General features: G+C 73.6%; 14 protein-coding genes. 6 read left to right on the top strand and 8 right to left on the bottom strand.

All coding sequences use genetic code 11. The features are described 5' to 3' along the window. Nucleotides 1–21: 21 nt before the first annotated feature. Nucleotides 22–1,026, bottom strand: a complete 1,005-nt coding sequence (locus ACFRAC_RS29920) for a zinc-binding alcohol dehydrogenase family protein (protein WP_382934835.1) — start codon at nt 1,024–1,026, stop codon at nt 22–24. Between the two features lie 146 nt (nt 1,027–1,172). Between ACFRAC_RS29920 and ACFRAC_RS29915 the strand changes: the two genes are divergently transcribed. Next, nucleotides 1,173–1,973, top strand: coding sequence for a VOC family protein (locus ACFRAC_RS29915; protein WP_382934769.1), 801 nt, complete (start codon nt 1,173–1,175; stop codon nt 1,971–1,973). Nucleotides 1,974–2,033: 60 nt separating this feature from the next. Continuing rightward, nucleotides 2,034–2,726 carry a ribonuclease H gene (locus ACFRAC_RS29910; RefSeq protein WP_382934766.1) on the top strand — a complete coding sequence of 231 codons (693 nt, stop codon included), beginning with the start codon at nt 2,034–2,036 and terminating at the stop codon, nt 2,724–2,726. Nucleotides 2,727–2,745: 19 nt separating this feature from the next. Here ACFRAC_RS29910 and ACFRAC_RS29905 read toward each other — a convergent pair whose 3' ends face one another. Both ACFRAC_RS29905 and ACFRAC_RS29900 read right to left on the bottom strand, forming a co-directional pair. After that, complete coding sequence (locus ACFRAC_RS29905; RefSeq protein ID WP_382934762.1) at nt 2,746–3,570, bottom strand: tyrosinase family protein; 825 nt, start codon at nt 3,568–3,570, stop codon at nt 2,746–2,748. Between the two features lie 34 nt (nt 3,571–3,604). Next, the gene (locus ACFRAC_RS29900) at nt 3,605–3,979 is read right to left on the bottom strand and encodes a tyrosinase cofactor (protein ID WP_382934759.1); all 375 of its coding nucleotides are present in this window, start codon (nt 3,977–3,979) and stop codon (nt 3,605–3,607) included. A 360-nt stretch (nt 3,980–4,339) separates the two neighbouring features. Here ACFRAC_RS29900 and ACFRAC_RS29895 point away from each other — a divergent pair, with 360 nt between their 5' ends. The 3 genes from ACFRAC_RS29895 to ACFRAC_RS29885 all read left to right on the top strand — a co-directional run bounded on the left by ACFRAC_RS29895 (nt 4,340) and on the right by ACFRAC_RS29885 (nt 7,186). Continuing rightward, nucleotides 4,340–5,578, top strand: coding sequence for an FAD-dependent monooxygenase (locus tag ACFRAC_RS29895; RefSeq protein ID WP_382934756.1), 1,239 nt, complete (start codon nt 4,340–4,342; stop codon nt 5,576–5,578). Between the two features lie 23 nt (nt 5,579–5,601). Beyond that, nucleotides 5,602–6,585 carry an aldo/keto reductase gene (locus ACFRAC_RS29890; RefSeq protein WP_382934752.1) on the top strand — a complete coding sequence of 328 codons (984 nt, stop codon included), beginning with the start codon at nt 5,602–5,604 and terminating at the stop codon, nt 6,583–6,585. 106 nt (nt 6,586–6,691) lie between these two features. Then, entirely contained in the window at nt 6,692–7,186 is a 495-nt protein-coding gene (locus ACFRAC_RS29885) for a DUF6328 family protein (RefSeq protein WP_382934750.1), read from the top strand. Between the two features lie 24 nt (nt 7,187–7,210). Here the strand turns inward: ACFRAC_RS29885 and ACFRAC_RS29880 are convergent, their stop codons facing one another. Next, nucleotides 7,211–8,182 carry an LLM class F420-dependent oxidoreductase gene (locus ACFRAC_RS29880; RefSeq protein ID WP_382934745.1) on the bottom strand — a complete coding sequence of 324 codons (972 nt, stop codon included), beginning with the start codon at nt 8,180–8,182 and terminating at the stop codon, nt 7,211–7,213. A 132-nt stretch (nt 8,183–8,314) separates the two neighbouring features. On the opposite strand from ACFRAC_RS29880, the gene ACFRAC_RS29875 reads away from it, so the two are divergent. Beyond that, complete coding sequence (locus ACFRAC_RS29875) at nt 8,315–9,742, top strand: serine hydrolase domain-containing protein (RefSeq protein ID WP_382934742.1); 1,428 nt, start codon at nt 8,315–8,317, stop codon at nt 9,740–9,742. A 1-nt stretch (nt 9,743) separates the two neighbouring features. Here ACFRAC_RS29875 and ACFRAC_RS29870 read toward each other — a convergent pair whose 3' ends face one another. From ACFRAC_RS29870 to ACFRAC_RS29855, 4 genes are all read right to left on the bottom strand, one after another. After that, entirely contained in the window at nt 9,744–11,291 is a 1,548-nt protein-coding gene (locus ACFRAC_RS29870; RefSeq protein ID WP_382934739.1) for a serine/threonine protein kinase, read from the bottom strand. 157 nt (nt 11,292–11,448) lie between these two features. Continuing rightward, nucleotides 11,449–12,408: a threonine/serine dehydratase gene (locus tag ACFRAC_RS29865; protein WP_382934736.1), complete on the bottom strand. Its 960-nt coding sequence runs from the start codon at nt 12,406–12,408 to the stop codon at nt 11,449–11,451. A gap of 103 nt (nt 12,409–12,511) precedes the next feature. Beyond that, a complete protein-coding gene (locus ACFRAC_RS29860) occupies nt 12,512–13,555 on the bottom strand; it encodes a polyprenyl synthetase family protein (protein ID WP_382934734.1) in 1,044 nt (347 codons plus the stop codon). Next, entirely contained in the window at nt 13,552–14,646 is a 1,095-nt protein-coding gene (locus tag ACFRAC_RS29855) for a tetratricopeptide repeat protein (protein ID WP_382934730.1), read from the bottom strand. The genes ACFRAC_RS29860 and ACFRAC_RS29855 overlap by 4 nt, the downstream gene beginning before the upstream one ends. Nucleotides 14,647–14,709: the final 63 nt, after the last annotated feature.

The following is a 14,709-nucleotide window of genomic DNA, read 5'->3' as shown; positions in this document are numbered from 1 at the left end:
GCACAGGCCGGTGACGGCCCGTCAGAAGTCGTTCACCAGCACCGCCGCTCCGTCGAAACCCCCTGCCTTCAGGTCCCGCAGCGCCTCGTCCGCCCGCGACATCGGGTAAGGGTGGGTGGTCGCGCGGACCCCGTGCTCGGCGGCCAGCGCCAGGAACTCACGGGCGTCCTCACGGGTGTTGGCGGTGACGCTGCGCACCTGCCGCTCGTAGAAGAGCTCCCGCCCGTAGTTCAGCGCCGGGATGTCGCTGAGGTGGATGCCCGCGATCGCCAGGGTGCCGCCCCGGTCCAGGGCCCGCAGCGCGACCGGGACGAGGTCGCCGACGGGGGCGAACAGGATCGCGCTGTCCAGCGGCTCGGGCGGCATCGCGTACGCGTCCCCGGCCGAGGCGGCCCCCAGCTCCAGGGCCAGCCGCCGCGCCGCCGTCCCGCGCGTGAGGACGTGCACGGTGGCGCCCTCCGCCAGCGCCAGCTGCGCGCACAGATGCGCGCTGCCCCCGAAGCCGTACAGCCCGAGCCGGCCGCCCGGCGGCAGCGCCGACCGCCGCAGCGCGCGGTAACCGATGATCCCGGCGCACAGCAGCGGGGCGAGGCCCACGTCGTCCAGGCCGTCCGGCAGCCGGTGGGCGAACGCCGCCGGCACGGTGGTGTACGCGGCGTACCCGCCGTCCGCGTCCCAGCCCGTGTAGGAGGAGCCCGGGCACAGGTTCTCCGCGCCGCGCCGGCAGTAGGGGCACGTCCCGTCGGTCCGCCGCAGCCAGGCCACCCCGACCCGCTCGCCGAGCCCGAAGCCGCGGACGGCCGCGCCGGCCCCGGCGACCTCGCCGACGACCTCGTGCCCGGGGGTGACACCCGGCCGGTGCACCGGGAGGTCGCCCTCGGCGACATGCAGGTCCGTACGGCACACCCCGCACGTCCGGACCCGGACCAGCAGTTCGTCCTCGGCCGGCTCCGGCACCGGTCTGCGCACCACCTGCAGCGGGCCGCCGTCGAGCGGCCCCGGCTCGGTCACCGACCACGCGCGCATCGTCCCGTCCGCCATGATGGACCCCGTCCTCCGGCTCGTCGCCGGTCCCCTTCCAGTCTGGAACGGAACCCCGCGTTCGGCGCGCGGCCCGACGGCACCGTGGCTAGCGTGAGAAACCGGACCTTCCACGCAGCGGGAGCGCAGCCATGGCCGTGACACCTGAGGGAACCCCCATCTGGGTCGACGCGATGTTCACCGACCTCGAAGGGGCCAAGAACTTCTACGGGGACGTCCTCGGCTGGACGTTCGGCGAGTCGTCGTCCGAGTACGGCAACTACACCCAGGCATACGCTCAGGGCAAGGCCGCCGCCGCGCTGGTGCCGCCGATGCCCGGCCAGGAGGGCCAGTCGCAGTGGTGCCTGTACCTGGCCACCTCCGACGCCGCCGCGACCGCCGGCCGGATCCGGGAGAACGGCGGAGAGATCCTGATGGAGCCGATGGCGGTCGGCGACTTCGGCACCATGTGCCTGGCCCGCGAACCCAGCGGGGCCGTCTTCGGCCTGTGGCAGCCCGGTACCCACGTGGGCTTCGAGGCGTCGATGGAGGAGCCCGGCGCGTACTGCTGGGGAGAGGTCTTCACCCGCGAACCGGAGAAGACCGACGCCTTCTTCCCGGCCGTGTTCGGCTACGGCGCCCGGCAGATGGAGGGCGACGGGATGGACTTCCGGATCTTCACGATCGGTGACGACATGGTGCTCGGCCGGATGCGGATGACCGAGGAGTTCCCGCCGGAGATCCCCTCCTACATCAACCTCTACTTCACGGTGGAGAACTGCGACGACGCCGTCGCCCGCGCCACCAAGCAGGGCGCCGTGCTGCGGTTCGGTCCGATGACCTCGCCGTTCGGCCGGTTCGCCGCGCTGACCGACCCGCAGGGCGCCAACTTCTCGGTGATCGACGTCACCACGACCGAGGGGGACACGCCGAAGACGACCGAGGTGTCCTGAGCGCCCCGTGCTCCTGGCCGGCGGCCCGTACCGGTACCGGGCGGGCCGCCGGCCCATGGCATGATCGGACGCATGCGTGAACGTGTGGTGGCCGCGTGCGACGGGGCTTCGAAGGGGAACCCCGGGCCGGCGGCCTGGGCGTGGGTCGTCGCCGGTCCGGAGCAGGCACCGGACCGCTGGGAGGCGGGCCCGCTGGGCCGGGCCACCAACAACGTCGCGGAACTCACCGCCCTGGAGCGGCTGCTCGGCGCGACCGACGCGGACGTGCCGCTGGAGATCCGCATGGACTCGCAGTACGCCATGAAGGCCGTCACCACCTGGCTGCCCGGCTGGAAGCGCAACGGCTGGAAGACGTCCGCGGGCAAGCCGGTCGCCAACCAGGATCTCGTGGTGCGCATCGACGACCTGCTCGACGGCCGGGACGTGGAGTTCCGCTACGTCCCCGCCCACCAGGTCGACGGCGACCCGCTCAACGACTTCGCCGATCGCGCCGCCAGCCAGGCCGCCGTCGCGCAGGAGCCCGCGGGCAGCGCACTCGGCTCGCCCGAGCCGCCGTCCTCCCCGGACGTCCCGCAGACCAAGGCACCGCGTCGCAAGGCCGCGCCCGCCCGCCGCAACGGCTCTGCCGCGCGCACGATCAAGGCCAAGTTCCCCGGCCGCTGCGTCTGCGGGCGCGGCTACGCGGCGGGGGAGCAGATCGCCAAGAACGCGCAGGGCTGGGGTCACCCGGACTGCCGCAGCGCCGACGCCTGACCGGCCGGGCGTACGGCCCTCAGTCCGTGTCGAAGGTGTAGTGCGGGGTGTGGTCGAGCAGATCGGCCGGACGCGTGTCGTTCCAGGGCTTCATCGTCTCGTGCAGGTCGACCACGTCCGGTGTCCCGGCCGCCGGGAGGTAGCCGGAACCCGGATGCCGCCGCCGCCACTCGGCCCACAGCTTGTCGACATAGGCGTGGTGCAGCCAGAACACCGGGTCGTTGGGGGACACCCCGGTCGCCATGTGCCCGCCGACCCAGACGTGGACCCGGTTGTGCAGGTTCGGGCCGCGCCAGCCCTCCAGGTGGTTGCGGAACCCGTCGGACGCGCTGTTCCACGGCGCCATGTCGTACGTCGGCACGGCGAGCACCGACTCGACCTCGGCCCGGGTGGGCAGCTCCCGCACGGCGGTCCCCAGCGAGCGGCGCAGGAACGTCCGGCCGTCCACGCGGACGGTGATCTGCCACGTGCCGGCCCCGGTGGCGAACGGCCCGTCCATGACCTGACCGTCGAGGCCGCGCCCGGTGCCGCCGAGGAAGTCGGGCGCCCACAGCGAGGAACGCGGGGAGCGGTCGGCGGTCCAGTCCCAGTAGGGCAGCGCGACCGAGGCGTCCACCTCCTGCAGCGCGCGTTCGAAATCGAGCAGGAATCTGCGGTGCCAGGGCAGGAACGACGGTGAGCGGTGCCCGGTGCGCTCGCCGTGGTCGGTGTCGCCGAGGATGAAGGCGTTGTGGGTGGTGACGAACGCGTCGTAGCGTCCGGTGCGCTTCAGCTCCAGGACGGCGTCGACGAAGCGGCGCTTCTCGGCGTAGGTCAGGGCGGCCTGGTTCTTGCGGACGGTCATGTCGGCTGGTGCTCCACGGTGCGGGTGCGGCGGGTCAGTTGGCGGGGAAGGGCAGCAGGGCCGCGCCCCGCAGCTCGTCCACGGCGGCGCGGGCGGCGGCGCGCGGCGTGGGCACCGGGTCGTAGTGGTTGACGACGCTGATCCAGGTGCCGTCGGCGTTGCGCATCAGATGCAGCTCCACGCCGTCGATGAGCACGGTGCAGCCGGTGCCGTGGTGCGCGTGGGCGCCCGTCGCCGGGCGGCCCTGTATCCGGCGGCCCCGGTAGACCTCGTCGAAGGGGGCGGGCACGTGCGGGTCGTGGTGTCCGGCCGCCGTCGCGGCGGGGGCGGGGGCGGCGGTGATGCGGGCCGCCGCGGTGGCGAGGGCCGCGGCGGTGGTGAGCGCCTGCCGTCTGCTGAGTGCGGGCATACGGATCTCCCGGGTGCGTTCGATGGTGCGTTCGGGTGATGACTCCGTATGCCTATCGGGCCGGAGGAGAGCGGGAGAAACCGCGCGCCCGTGGTGGGGCCCGATCCGGACAAGTATGTACATGTCGTGCAGGGTTGAACCAAGACGATCTTGCTCGCGACGAGGCCCCCCACGTGCGGAACAGGCAATTCCTTCTCCGTGGGCGCGCTTCGGCGGTGATCCTTCGCGCGCGGCACCGGCATCGGTGGGCTGTCTCACCCCGGAAAACTGGCGCGATCCGCAGGTGGTGCGGAATCGGGCACACCGCCTGCTACTCTGCGGTCCGAAATGGCCATTTAGTGCATTTATAGAGGTGAGTGTGTGAAGGTCGCGTGCGTCGGCGGCGGACCCGCCGGGCTCTACCTGTCGATCCTGCTCAAGCTGCGGGACCCGTCCCATGAGGTCACCGTCCACGAACGCAACCCGGAGGGCACCACCTACGGGTGGGGCGTCACCTACTGGCGCGGCCTGCTCGACCGGCTCCACGCGCACGACCCCGTGACCGCCCGCGCCATCGAGGCGAGCTCGGTCCGCTGGAATCAGGGCGTCGCCCACGTACGGGACCTGACGGCCCGCCAGCCCGGCGACGAGGGTCACGGCATCGGCCGGCACCGGCTGCTGAAGATCCTGGCCGACCGAGCCCGCTCGCTCGGCGTCCACCTGGACTTCGAGCACGAGATCACCCCGGACGCCCTGCCCGCCGCCGACCTGGTGGTGGCGGGCGACGGTGTGCGCAGCACCCTGCGCGCCCGGCACGCCGGCCACTTCGGCACGCAGATCACCATGGGCCGCAACCGCTACGTCTGGCTGGGCACCAGCAAGGTCTTCGATGCCTTCACCTTCGCCTTCGTGGAGACGGAGCACGGCTGGATCTGGTGCTACGGCTACGGCTACGGCTTCGGACCCGAGGCGAGCACCTGCGTCGTCGAGTGCTCCCCCGAGACCTTCACCGGCCTCGGCCTGCATCGCGCGAGCGAGGCCGACGGACTGGCCCTGCTGGAGAAGCTCTTCGCCGACGTCCTCGACGGGCACCCCCTGCACAGCCGCCCGTCGACCGCAGGCGGCGCCCAGTGGCTGCACTTCCGCACCCTCACCAACCGCACCTGGTACCGCGGCAACCTCGTCCTGATCGGCGACGCCGCCCACACCACCCACTACTCCATCGGCGCGGGCACCACCCTCGCCCTGGAGGACGCCATGGCCCTCGCCGCCGCCCTGCACGAGGAGCCCTCGCTCCCGCGGGCCCTCGCCCGCTACGAGGACGAGCGCAGACGGGCCCTGCTGTCCGTCCAGAGCGCCGCCCGCTACAGCGCCCTGTGGTACGAGAACCTGCCCCGGTACATGCAGCTGCCCCCGCAGCAGATGTTCGCCCTCCTGGGACAGCGCCACTCACCCCTGCTGCCCCATGTCCCGCCGCAGCTCTACTACCGGATCGACCGGGCCGCCGGGCAGATGGAGACGCTGCGCCGGCTCAAGCGGTGGCTCGGCCCGAGAGTTGCGCGCACCGTGCAGGCCAGGGCCGACCGGCCCTACTCGGAGGGGTCCGTTCCACGTACTTGAATCCTGAATGACACACTGGCGCCATGGAACAGCGTGCATTCGACAGGGCGGGCCTCGCGGCGTCCGTCATCGGCCTCGGGACCTGGCAGCTCGGCGCGGACTGGGGAGACGTCGACGACCAGCAGGCCGAGGGTGTGCTGGAGGCGGCGGCCGAGTCGGGGGTGACCTTCTTCGACACGGCCGACGTGTACGGCGACGGACGCAGCGAGCAGACCATCGCCCGGTTCCTGCGCGACCGGCCCGGCCTGGACGTCCTCGTCGCGACCAAGATGGGCCGCCGCGTCGACCAGATCCCCGAGAACTACGTCCTGGACAACTTCCGCGCCTGGAACGACCGGTCGCGGCGCAACCTCGGCACGGACCGCATCGACCTGGTCCAGCTGCACTGCCCGCCGACCCCCGTCTACTCCACCGACGAGGTGTTCGACGCCCTGGACACCCTGGTGGCGGAGGAGCGCGTCGCCCACTACGGCGTCAGCGTGGAGACCTGCGCCGAGGCCCTGACCGCGATCGCCCGGCCCCACGTGGCCAGCGTGCAGATCATCCTCAACGCCTTCCGGATGAAGCCCCTCCTGGAGGTGCTGCCGGCGGCCCGCGAGGCCGGCGTGGGCATCATCGTCCGCGTGCCCCTGGCCTCCGGCCTGCTGTCCGGCCGGTACACCAAGGACACCGTCTTCCCCGAGAACGACCACCGCACCTACAACCGGCACGGCGAGGCCTTCGACCAGGGCGAGACCTTCTCGGGCGTCGACTACGCCACCGGCGTGGAGGCCGCGGCCGAGTTCTCCGCGCTCGCCCCGCAGGGCTGGACCCCGGCCCAGCTGGCGCTGCGCTGGATCATCCAGCAGCCCGGCGTGACCACCGTCATCCCGGGTGCCCGATCGCCCGAGCAGGCCCGCGCCAACGCGGCCGCCGCCGCGCTCCCGGACCTCTCCGAGGACACCCTCGCCGCGATCCGGGACCTCTACGACCGCCGCATCAAGGACCAGGTCGAGGGCCGCTGGTGAACCACGGGGCAGGGGGCGACGGGGGCAGGACCCCGTCCAGCGGGTACCCGCACAGCTGAGGGCGCGTCGCTCCAGGGCGCGCTTCTCCAGGACGCGGGAGGACACGGTGACGGACGCCGACGGCGGCGCGAAGCGGCGCAGAGGACGCAACGAGACCGAGGAGGAGCGGGCCGACCGCATGTGGCTCGACCTCCTCCAAGAAGTACGCGTGGCCCAGATGGGCGTGCAGATCCTCTTCGGCTTCCTGCTGACCGTCGTGTTCACGCCGAAGTACGACGACCTGCGGTCCACCGACCAGTCGATCTACATCTTCACCGTGGCCGTGGGCGCCGCCGCCACCGGCGCCCTGATCGGCCCGGTGTCACTGCACCGGCTGGTGTCCGGCCGCCGGATCAAACCCCAGGCGGTCGAGTGGGCCTCCCGGCTCACCCTGGTCGGGCTGGTCCTGCTCCTCGTCACCATGGCGTCCTCGCTGCTGCTGATCCTGCGGGTCGCCACGCACGACGACTACGTGCCCTGGCTGGTCACCGGCATCGTCGTCTGGTACGGCGTGTGCTGGTTCGTCCTGCCGCTGTGGACCCGCCGCCGCTACACCGAGTGAGCGGCGGCGGGCGGGGGCGGCCGGTCAGCCGAAAGCGTTCCGCAGGGCCGGCAGCAGCGTCTCGCGCGCCCAGTCCAGGTAGGGCAGCTGCGCGTCGCCCCCGATCTGGACCAGGGCGATCTCGGTGAACCCGGCCTCGGCGTACGGGCGGACGGCCTCGACGAAGGCGTCCGGGTCGTCGCCGCACGGAATGGCCCCGGCCACGTCCTCCGGGGTGACGAACTGCGTGGCCGCCTCGAAGGAGTCCGGGTGCGGCAGCTCGGAGTTGACCTTCCAGCCGCTGCCGAACCAGCGGAACTGGTCGTGGGCGCGCTTCACCGCCGCGTCCCGGTCGCGGTCGTAGGACACCGGGAGCTGGCCCACCCGGGGCTTGCCGGAGCCGCCGTGCCGGTCGAACGCCGCCAGCAGCTCCGGCTTGGGCTCGGTGGCGATCACCAGGTCGGCGAACCGGCCCGCGAGCCGGCACGACCGCTCCCCGGAGACCGCGATGCCGATGGGCACCGGCTGGTCGGGCAGGTCCCACAGCCGGGCCGACTCCACGTCGAAGTGCGTGCCCCGATGGTTGACGTGCCCGCCCTCGAAGAGCGCCCGGATGATCTCCACAGCCTCCTCGAGCATCTCGTGCCGCACGTCCACGGAGGGCCAGCCGCCGCCCACCACATGCTCGTTCAGGTTCTCGCCCGAGCCGAGTCCCAGCCGGAACCGGCCCTCGGACAGCAGCTGGAGGGTCGCCGCCTTCTGCGCCACGACGGCCGGGTGGTAGCGGACCGTCGGGCAGGTCACGTATGTCATCAGCGGGATCCGGGACGTGGCCTGGGCGGCGGCTCCCAGCACGCTCCAGGCGTACGGCGAATGCCCCTGCGAGCGCAGCCAGGGGAAGTAGTGGTCCGAGGTGACGGAGAAGTCGAAGCCCGCCTCCTCGGCGCGGACCACGTGGTCGACCAGCTCACGGGGGCCGGCCTGCTCGGTCATCATCGTGTATCCGATCTGCACCATGGGCCCCGAGTCCCCGGAGACCGTGACCGAAAACGGCGAAAACCGCGTACCGCCCAAGGGTGCCCGGAAAACGGGCGGGGAGCGGGGCGCAAACCCTTCGCTCCCGCCGGGGCGCCGGTGCAGGATGCACGTATGTCTGTTCGCCCCCTGCCCTCGAGCCCGCCCTCCGCCCAGGGCGTCGACGCCTCCGGTGTCCTCGCCTTCCTCGACGCCGTCGACGCCGCCCCCGGCATCGAACCGCACAGCCTGATGATCCTGCGGCACGACCGGGTCGTGGCCGCCGGATGGTGGGCGCCGTACACCGCCGGGCGCCGGCACCTGCTCTACTCGATCAGCAAGAGCTTCACGGCCACGGCGGCCGCGATCGCCGCCGGCGAGGGGCTGATCCGGCTCGACGACCCCGTGATCTCCTACTTCCCCGAGCTCGACGCCGAGATCACGGACCCCCGCAGCCGCGCCCTCCTGGTGCGGCACGTGGCCTCCATGGCCACCGGGCACGACAGCGACATGATCTTCGCCGCACGGGAGCGCGACCGCGACGACCTGGTCCGCGGGTTCCTCCTCGAGCCCCCACCGCACGACCCGGGGACCGTGTTCGCGTACAACCAGCCCGCCACCTTCACGCTCTCCGCCATCGTCCAGCGGGTCAGCGGCCAGTCGCTGACCGACTACCTCCGGCCCCGTCTGCTGGACCCGCTCGGCATCGGTGACGTGGCCTGGCTGCGCCACCGCGACGGCCGCGAGCTCGGCTTCAGCGGCCTGCACGCCACCACCGACGCCGTCGCCCGGCTCGGCCTGCTGTATCTGCGCGGGGGTGTCTGGGAGGGCGAGCGGCTGCTGCCCGAGGAGTGGGTCGCCGAGGCCACACGCGCGCAGATACCGTCGTCCGGCGGGATGCCGGGCGACGACTGGCAGCGGGGCTACGGCTTGTCGTTCTGGATGTCCCGGCACGGCTTCCGCGGCGACGGGGCCCTCGGCCAGTTCCGCGTGGTGCTCCCCGAGCACGACGCGGTGGTGGTGACCACCGCCGACACCTGGGACATGCCGGGTCTGCTGAACCTCGTCTGGGAGCACCTGCTGCCCGCGTTCGGCGGCGCGGCCGGGGCCGGAGCCGAGGAGGCCGACGCGGACCTGGCCCGCCGGCTGGCCGGCCTCGCCCTGCCGCCCGCGGCCGGCGAACCGGCACCCGAGGGACGGGCCGCGTCCTGGCAGGGCTCCTTCACTCCCGGCGACGAGGTCCACGCGGCCCTGCCCAAGGTGAGCGCCGTCGACCTCACCGAGCGGGACGGCGGCTGGGACCTGACGTTCACCGAGGACGGCGAAGCCCTGCGCGTGCGGCTCGGCGGCCCCGGGTGGACCGTCACCGAGGGGCCGGTGCCCACCGCGGTGAGCGGGGGCTGGACCGATGCCGACACCCTGGCCCTGGACGTCGCCTTCCTGGAGACCCCGCACCACCTGGAGGTGACCTGCTCGCTCAAGGAACGCACCTTCGGCGCCCGCTGGCGCACCGAGCCGCTGCACGGTCTGCGCCTGCGCGGGATGTGCGCCCCGGCCTCCTGACTCAGTCCCCGGGCACCCGGAAGGTCCGCAGGAACACGTCCAGGGCCTCCCGGTTGCCCGGGGCGTCCCAGTCCCGCGCCGGGGTCGACCAGCGCAGGGAGAAGCCGCGGTGGTCGTCCAGGAGGAAGCCCCGGCCGAAGGTGTGCACCTGCGTGCCGCCGCTGCGCGACAGCCATTCCATGTCCGCGGCCTCGTACCCCTGGTAGGTGGTGGCCTCGATCTCCCCGATCCGGCGGAAGCCCTCCGACCGGGCCAGTCCGGGCTGCACGTCGTCGCGCCAGACGGCCACCGGGTCGGAGTCCAGGCGCTCGCTGTAGGTGACGGTGAGCCGGCGCGGATCGCCCTCGGTGCCCAGGAACACCCGGTACGCGAGATCCGCGGCACGGGTCGTGGACACCGGCTTCCAGCCTCGCGGCAGGGCGACGGAGAAGCCGTCCGGGGAGGTGTACGTGCGGTAGCCGGCGGGGAGACCGGTGTCCGGCGTCCCTGCGTCCGACGCCGGGGCGCTGGGCGCGGGGGAGGCGCCGCCCGTCCCGGCGGGCGGCGTCGGGCTCACGGCGGCCTCCGGGGTGCCGGCGTCCTGGCCGCCCGTCGCGACGAGGACGGCGGTGGCGACGGTGACCACGGCCAGGGCCGTGCCGAACAGCAGGGCCCGTCTCCCGCGCACGGGACCGGCGCCGAACCGGTCCAGCAGCCGGGGGTGCGGCGGCTCCTCGTCGGCCGTGCCGGGCTCGTCCCGCAGGACCCGGACGAGGGCGTCGCGGACCGCGGACCTGCTCAGCCGCTCCCGGGACTCCTTGCGCAGCAGCCCCTGCACGGCCTGGGTGAGCGGCCCCGACCGGACCGGGGCGCGCAGCGGCAGCCGGTCCACGCCCTTCAGGGTGGCCTCGGGCCGGTCCCGTTCCCGGTACGGCGGGCGGCCCTCGGACATCGAGTAGAGGATCGCGCCGAGCGCCCACAGGTCGGACGCCGGCCCGACGCGTTCGTCGCGGGCCTGCTCGGGCGAGGCGTACGACGGTGCCGAGAGGCGGGGCGAGAGGGTGGCGCCGGCCAGGCCGAAGCCGGTGACCACCACGGCATCCTCCTCGCCCACGAACACCTGACCGGGGCTCAGCTCGCCGTGCGTGATGCCCGCGACGTGCGCGGCCTCCAGCACGTCCAGCAGCTCCAGGCCGATCCGGGCGGTCCGGGTGTAGTCGAACGTGCCCTGGCGGGTGAGGAGTTCACCCAGCGGGGTGCCGCCGATCCACTCCGTGACGATCCACAGGCTCCCGGCTTCCTCGACGGCGTCCAGGACGGTGGCCACGCGGCCGGGCCGCAGCAGCGCCATGCGCCCCGACGTCCGCAGAATGCGCGAGGCGGCCCGCCGGGCGTTGTCCGGGTCCTCGCCCGGGGGCAGACCGATCTGGGTGAGGAGGCACGCGTGTTCGGTTTCCAGGTCCTCGCCGGAATAGCTGACCCGGTTCGTCTCGCGATGCACGACATCGACGAGGCGGTACCTTCCGGCGACCAACTCGGAGGTGGAGACGTGTGCCTTGACCATGGCCATCCCTCGCTGAACACCTGGCTCCCGTATCTCACAGGAAGTACGGGAGCCGTCACCCGGTCTGTTCAACGAAAGCAGCGGAGAAAGGGCTGTTCCTTTCCTTTGCTGCTGACGCTGGAGTAAGCAGGCGAAAAGGGCGGGGGAATTCCGCCGGGAATGCTCAGCGAAGGTCGAAATCGGTCACCCAGCGCCCGACATCCGCGGTCGTCGCGTTGCCCCCGCACACGACCAGTCCGAGCCGGGCGCCGTCGCCGACCCGCTCCAGGACGCGCCGCGCGGCCGGCAGCAGGGCGCCGGCCGCCGGCTCGGTCCACACCTTGGCGTGCTCGGCGAGGTCGAGCACCCCGCGCACCGCCTCCCGGTCCGGCACCACGAGCACGTCGTCCACGAGCGCGGACACATGGTCGTACGTCAGCCGCGAGACGCTCGGCGCGCTCAGCGTGGACACGATCGACGACAGCTTCACCGGTACCGGCCCGCCCGCCGCCAGCGCCGCCGACATCGCCTCGGCGCCCTCCGTCTCCACGCCCCAGATCCGCACGTCCGGGCGCCGGGCCCGCAGGGCCACGGCGACCCCGGCGATCAGCCCGCCGCCCCCGACGCTCACCACCACGTCCGTCAACGCGTCGGCGTCGTCGGCGAGTTCCAGCCCGACGGTGCCCTGACCGGCGACGACCAGCGGGTCGTCGAAGGGGTGCACCAGGGTCAGGCCCTCGTCCCGCAGCCGGGTGACGAGCGCGAAGGCGTCGTCCATGCCGTCCGTCAGCCGCACCGACGCCCCGGCGTCCCGGACGATCTCGACGGAACGCGCGGGCGCCGTACGCGGCATGACCACGGTCGCCTTCACATCGAAGGCGGCCGCCGTCAGCGCGAGGGCGATCCCGTGGTTGCCGCCGCTGACGGCCACCACCCCGGCCGCGCGCTGGGCCTCGTCGAGCGACAGCAGCTTCGCCGTGGCGCCGCGCGCCTTGAACGAGCCGGTGCGCTGGAGGAGTTCGAGCTTCGCCGTCACCGGCACGCCGAGCAGGGCCGAGAGGCCCGGACTGGACACGGTCGGCGTACGGACGACATGCCCGGCGACGAGCCCGGCCGCGGCTTCGACCTCGGAGATCCCGATCAAGACACTCACCTTTCCGGCGCCGGGCGGTTCCCACGCCGTTCGCACCCTGACGCGCGGAATGACGCCGGTCAAGCCGGTGCCGGGCGCGGCACCGGCACCGCGCTCACAGCTCGCGCCGTACCACGAAGTCCAGCAGGGACCGCAGTTCGGCGGCGGGGCCGGCTGCCAGCGGCGCGCTGTCCAGGGCCGTGCGGGCGGCCGTCACATGGCGCCGCGCCTCCGCGAGCGCGGCCGTGCGCCCGCCGGCCCGGTCGATCAGGTCCGCCATCGAGGCCGGGTCGGCGGCCGACTCCAGTAGCGCGGACAGGTTCCCGGCGGTGGGGGAGTCCAGGGCCGCCAGCACCGGGAAGGTCTTCTTGCGCTCCCGCAGGTCGCCGTGCACGGGTTTGCCGGTGACGGCCGGGTCGCCCCAGATGCCGAGGACGTCGTCCACGGCCTGGAACGCGATGCCCAGGTGCCGTCCGGCCCGGTCGAGGGCGGCCGCGGTGGCGGGCGGCGCCCCGCCGAGGGTGGCGCCCAGCGCGGCCGCACAGCCCAGCAGCGCACCGGTCTTGTGTTCGGCCATCGCCCGGTACTCCCGCGGGCGCACCCGGTCCGGGCCGGTCCAGGGGCGCGAGGCGAACAGCAGGTCGTCCGCCTGCCCGCGCACCAGGTCCCCCAACGCCCGCGACAGCAGCCGCACGGCCGGTGCCCCGGCGTCGGCGAGCGCCTCGACGGCCAGCCCGAACAGCGCGTCCCCGGCGAGTACGGCGGGGCCGGTGCCGTAGGCCTTCCACACCGTGGGCCGGCGGCGGCGCGCCTCGTCGCCGTCCATGATGTCGTCGTGCAGCAGTGAGAAGGCGTGCACCAGTTCCACCGCGACCGCTCCCGGGACCGCGGCCCGTCCGGGCGCGCCGGCCGCCTCGGCGCCGAGCACGGCCAGGGCCTGCCGGACGCCCTTCCCGCCGGAGGAGCCGGACGGGGCGCCGCCCACCTCGCACCAGCCGAAGGAGTAGGCGGCCATCTCGGCGACCCACGGGTGCGTACGCGCCACGGCGTCCCGCAGCGCGGGCGCCACCAGGGCCCGGCACCGGGCGAGGGTGTGCTGGACGCCGGCGGCCGGCCGGGTGTCCCCGGGCGTCCGGACGGAAGTGGGAAGGGCGCTCACCGGACGCCCGCCGTCTCCGCGCCCGCCGTCTCCGCGCCCGCCGTCTCCGCGCCCGCCGCGGCGGCCTCGCCGGAGCAGAACTCCCGCTGGGCCTCGGCCACCGCCGCGCGGGCGTGCCGCAGCCCTATCCGCTCCATGACGTCGGCCAGCTCGGCGAGTTCGGCCGCCGTCTCGGCGCGGTCGCGTCCCAGCCGGGCCAGCGCCTTGGCACGTCCCAGCCGCGACAGCGCCTCGCCTCTCGGCTCTCTCATCGCGCGGAACTCCGCGAGTGCCTCCTCGTACCGGTCCCGGGCCTCCGCGTGCCGTCCGGCGCGGTAGAGGACGTTGCCGCGCATCTTGTGGTTGTAGGCCAGCGCGCTGGTCAGCCGCATCTCCCGGCAGGTCGCCTCGGCCTCGGACAGCAGCGCCAGGGCCCGTTCGGTGTCGCCGTCGCGCACGGACACGACGTCGGCGAGGCCACGCAGCGCCCAGGCGTGCCCGCGGCGGTCCTCGGCCCGTTCGGCGATCTGGGCGGCCTCCTCGAACAGGGCGTACGCCGTGTCGTAGGACCCGGTGTTGCGGTGGATCTGCGCGATGCCCTCCAGCGCCCACACCGTGTGCCGGGCCTCCCCGCGGCGCCTGGCCTCGGCCAGCAGCTGCTCGTGCAGCCGGTGGACGGCGTCGTAGTCGCCCTGGATGCGCCCGGTCTCGGCCAGCCCGGCCAGCGAGTAGCCGCGGACGACGACGTCGCCGGCGCGCTCGCCGAGGTCCGCCGCGAGCTGGAGCAGCCGGCGCGCCAGCGGGAACGCGCCGCGCTGGCGGGCCAGGGTGCCGCCGCTCCACAGGGCCCAGGCCATGGCCGCCCCGTCACCGGCCGCGCGGGCGGAGCGGTAGCTGGCCTTCCATGCCCGCTCGGCGTCCGTGACCTGCCCGAGCCGCCGGTGCGCCTCGGCGACCGCGAGGCCCGAGCGGGCCGCCTCGCCGTGCTCGCCGGCCCGTTCGGCCGCTCTCAACTGCTGGGTGCCGGCGGCCAGTACGTCCGTGAGGGACGCGTTCACGGACAGGGTGGTCAGAGCGCCCTGGTACTCCGGGGCGAATGCCTTGCCGTACATCGATGCCTTTCGATCGACATACACGCCGCGTATACGTTCTGCGTATACGCGGAGCGTATACGT

This window comes from Streptomyces sp. NPDC056628 (assembly GCF_042792555.1).
GTDB lineage: Bacteria > Actinomycetota > Actinomycetes > Streptomycetales > Streptomycetaceae > Streptomyces.
This window is presented reverse-complemented; position numbering and strand designations above follow the sequence as displayed.

Bases quoted from the DNA above. Each gene is read 5' to 3' on its own strand.
- ACFRAC_RS29875 (WP_382934742.1), top strand. From the start codon at position 8,315: ATGTCTGTTCGCCCCCTGCCCTCGAGCCCGCCCTCCGCCCAGGGCGTC.
- ACFRAC_RS29905 (WP_382934762.1), bottom strand. From the start codon at position 3,570: ATGACCGTCCGCAAGAACCAGGCCGCCCTGACCTACGCCGAGAAGCGC.
- ACFRAC_RS29920 (WP_382934835.1), bottom strand. From the start codon at position 1,026: ATGCGCGCGTGGTCGGTGACCGAGCCGGGGCCGCTCGACGGCGGCCCG.
- ACFRAC_RS29855 (WP_382934730.1), bottom strand. From the start codon at position 14,646: ATGTACGGCAAGGCATTCGCCCCGGAGTACCAGGGCGCTCTGACCACC.
- ACFRAC_RS29870 (WP_382934739.1), bottom strand. From the start codon at position 11,291: ATGGCCATGGTCAAGGCACACGTCTCCACCTCCGAGTTGGTCGCCGGA.
- ACFRAC_RS29880 (WP_382934745.1), bottom strand. From the start codon at position 8,182: ATGGTGCAGATCGGATACACGATGATGACCGAGCAGGCCGGCCCCCGT.
- ACFRAC_RS29910 (WP_382934766.1), top strand. From the start codon at position 2,034: ATGATCGGACGCATGCGTGAACGTGTGGTGGCCGCGTGCGACGGGGCT.
- ACFRAC_RS29900 (WP_382934759.1), bottom strand. From the start codon at position 3,979: ATGCCCGCACTCAGCAGACGGCAGGCGCTCACCACCGCCGCGGCCCTC.
- ACFRAC_RS29890 (WP_382934752.1), top strand. From the start codon at position 5,602: ATGGAACAGCGTGCATTCGACAGGGCGGGCCTCGCGGCGTCCGTCATC.
- ACFRAC_RS29915 (WP_382934769.1), top strand. From the start codon at position 1,173: ATGGCCGTGACACCTGAGGGAACCCCCATCTGGGTCGACGCGATGTTC.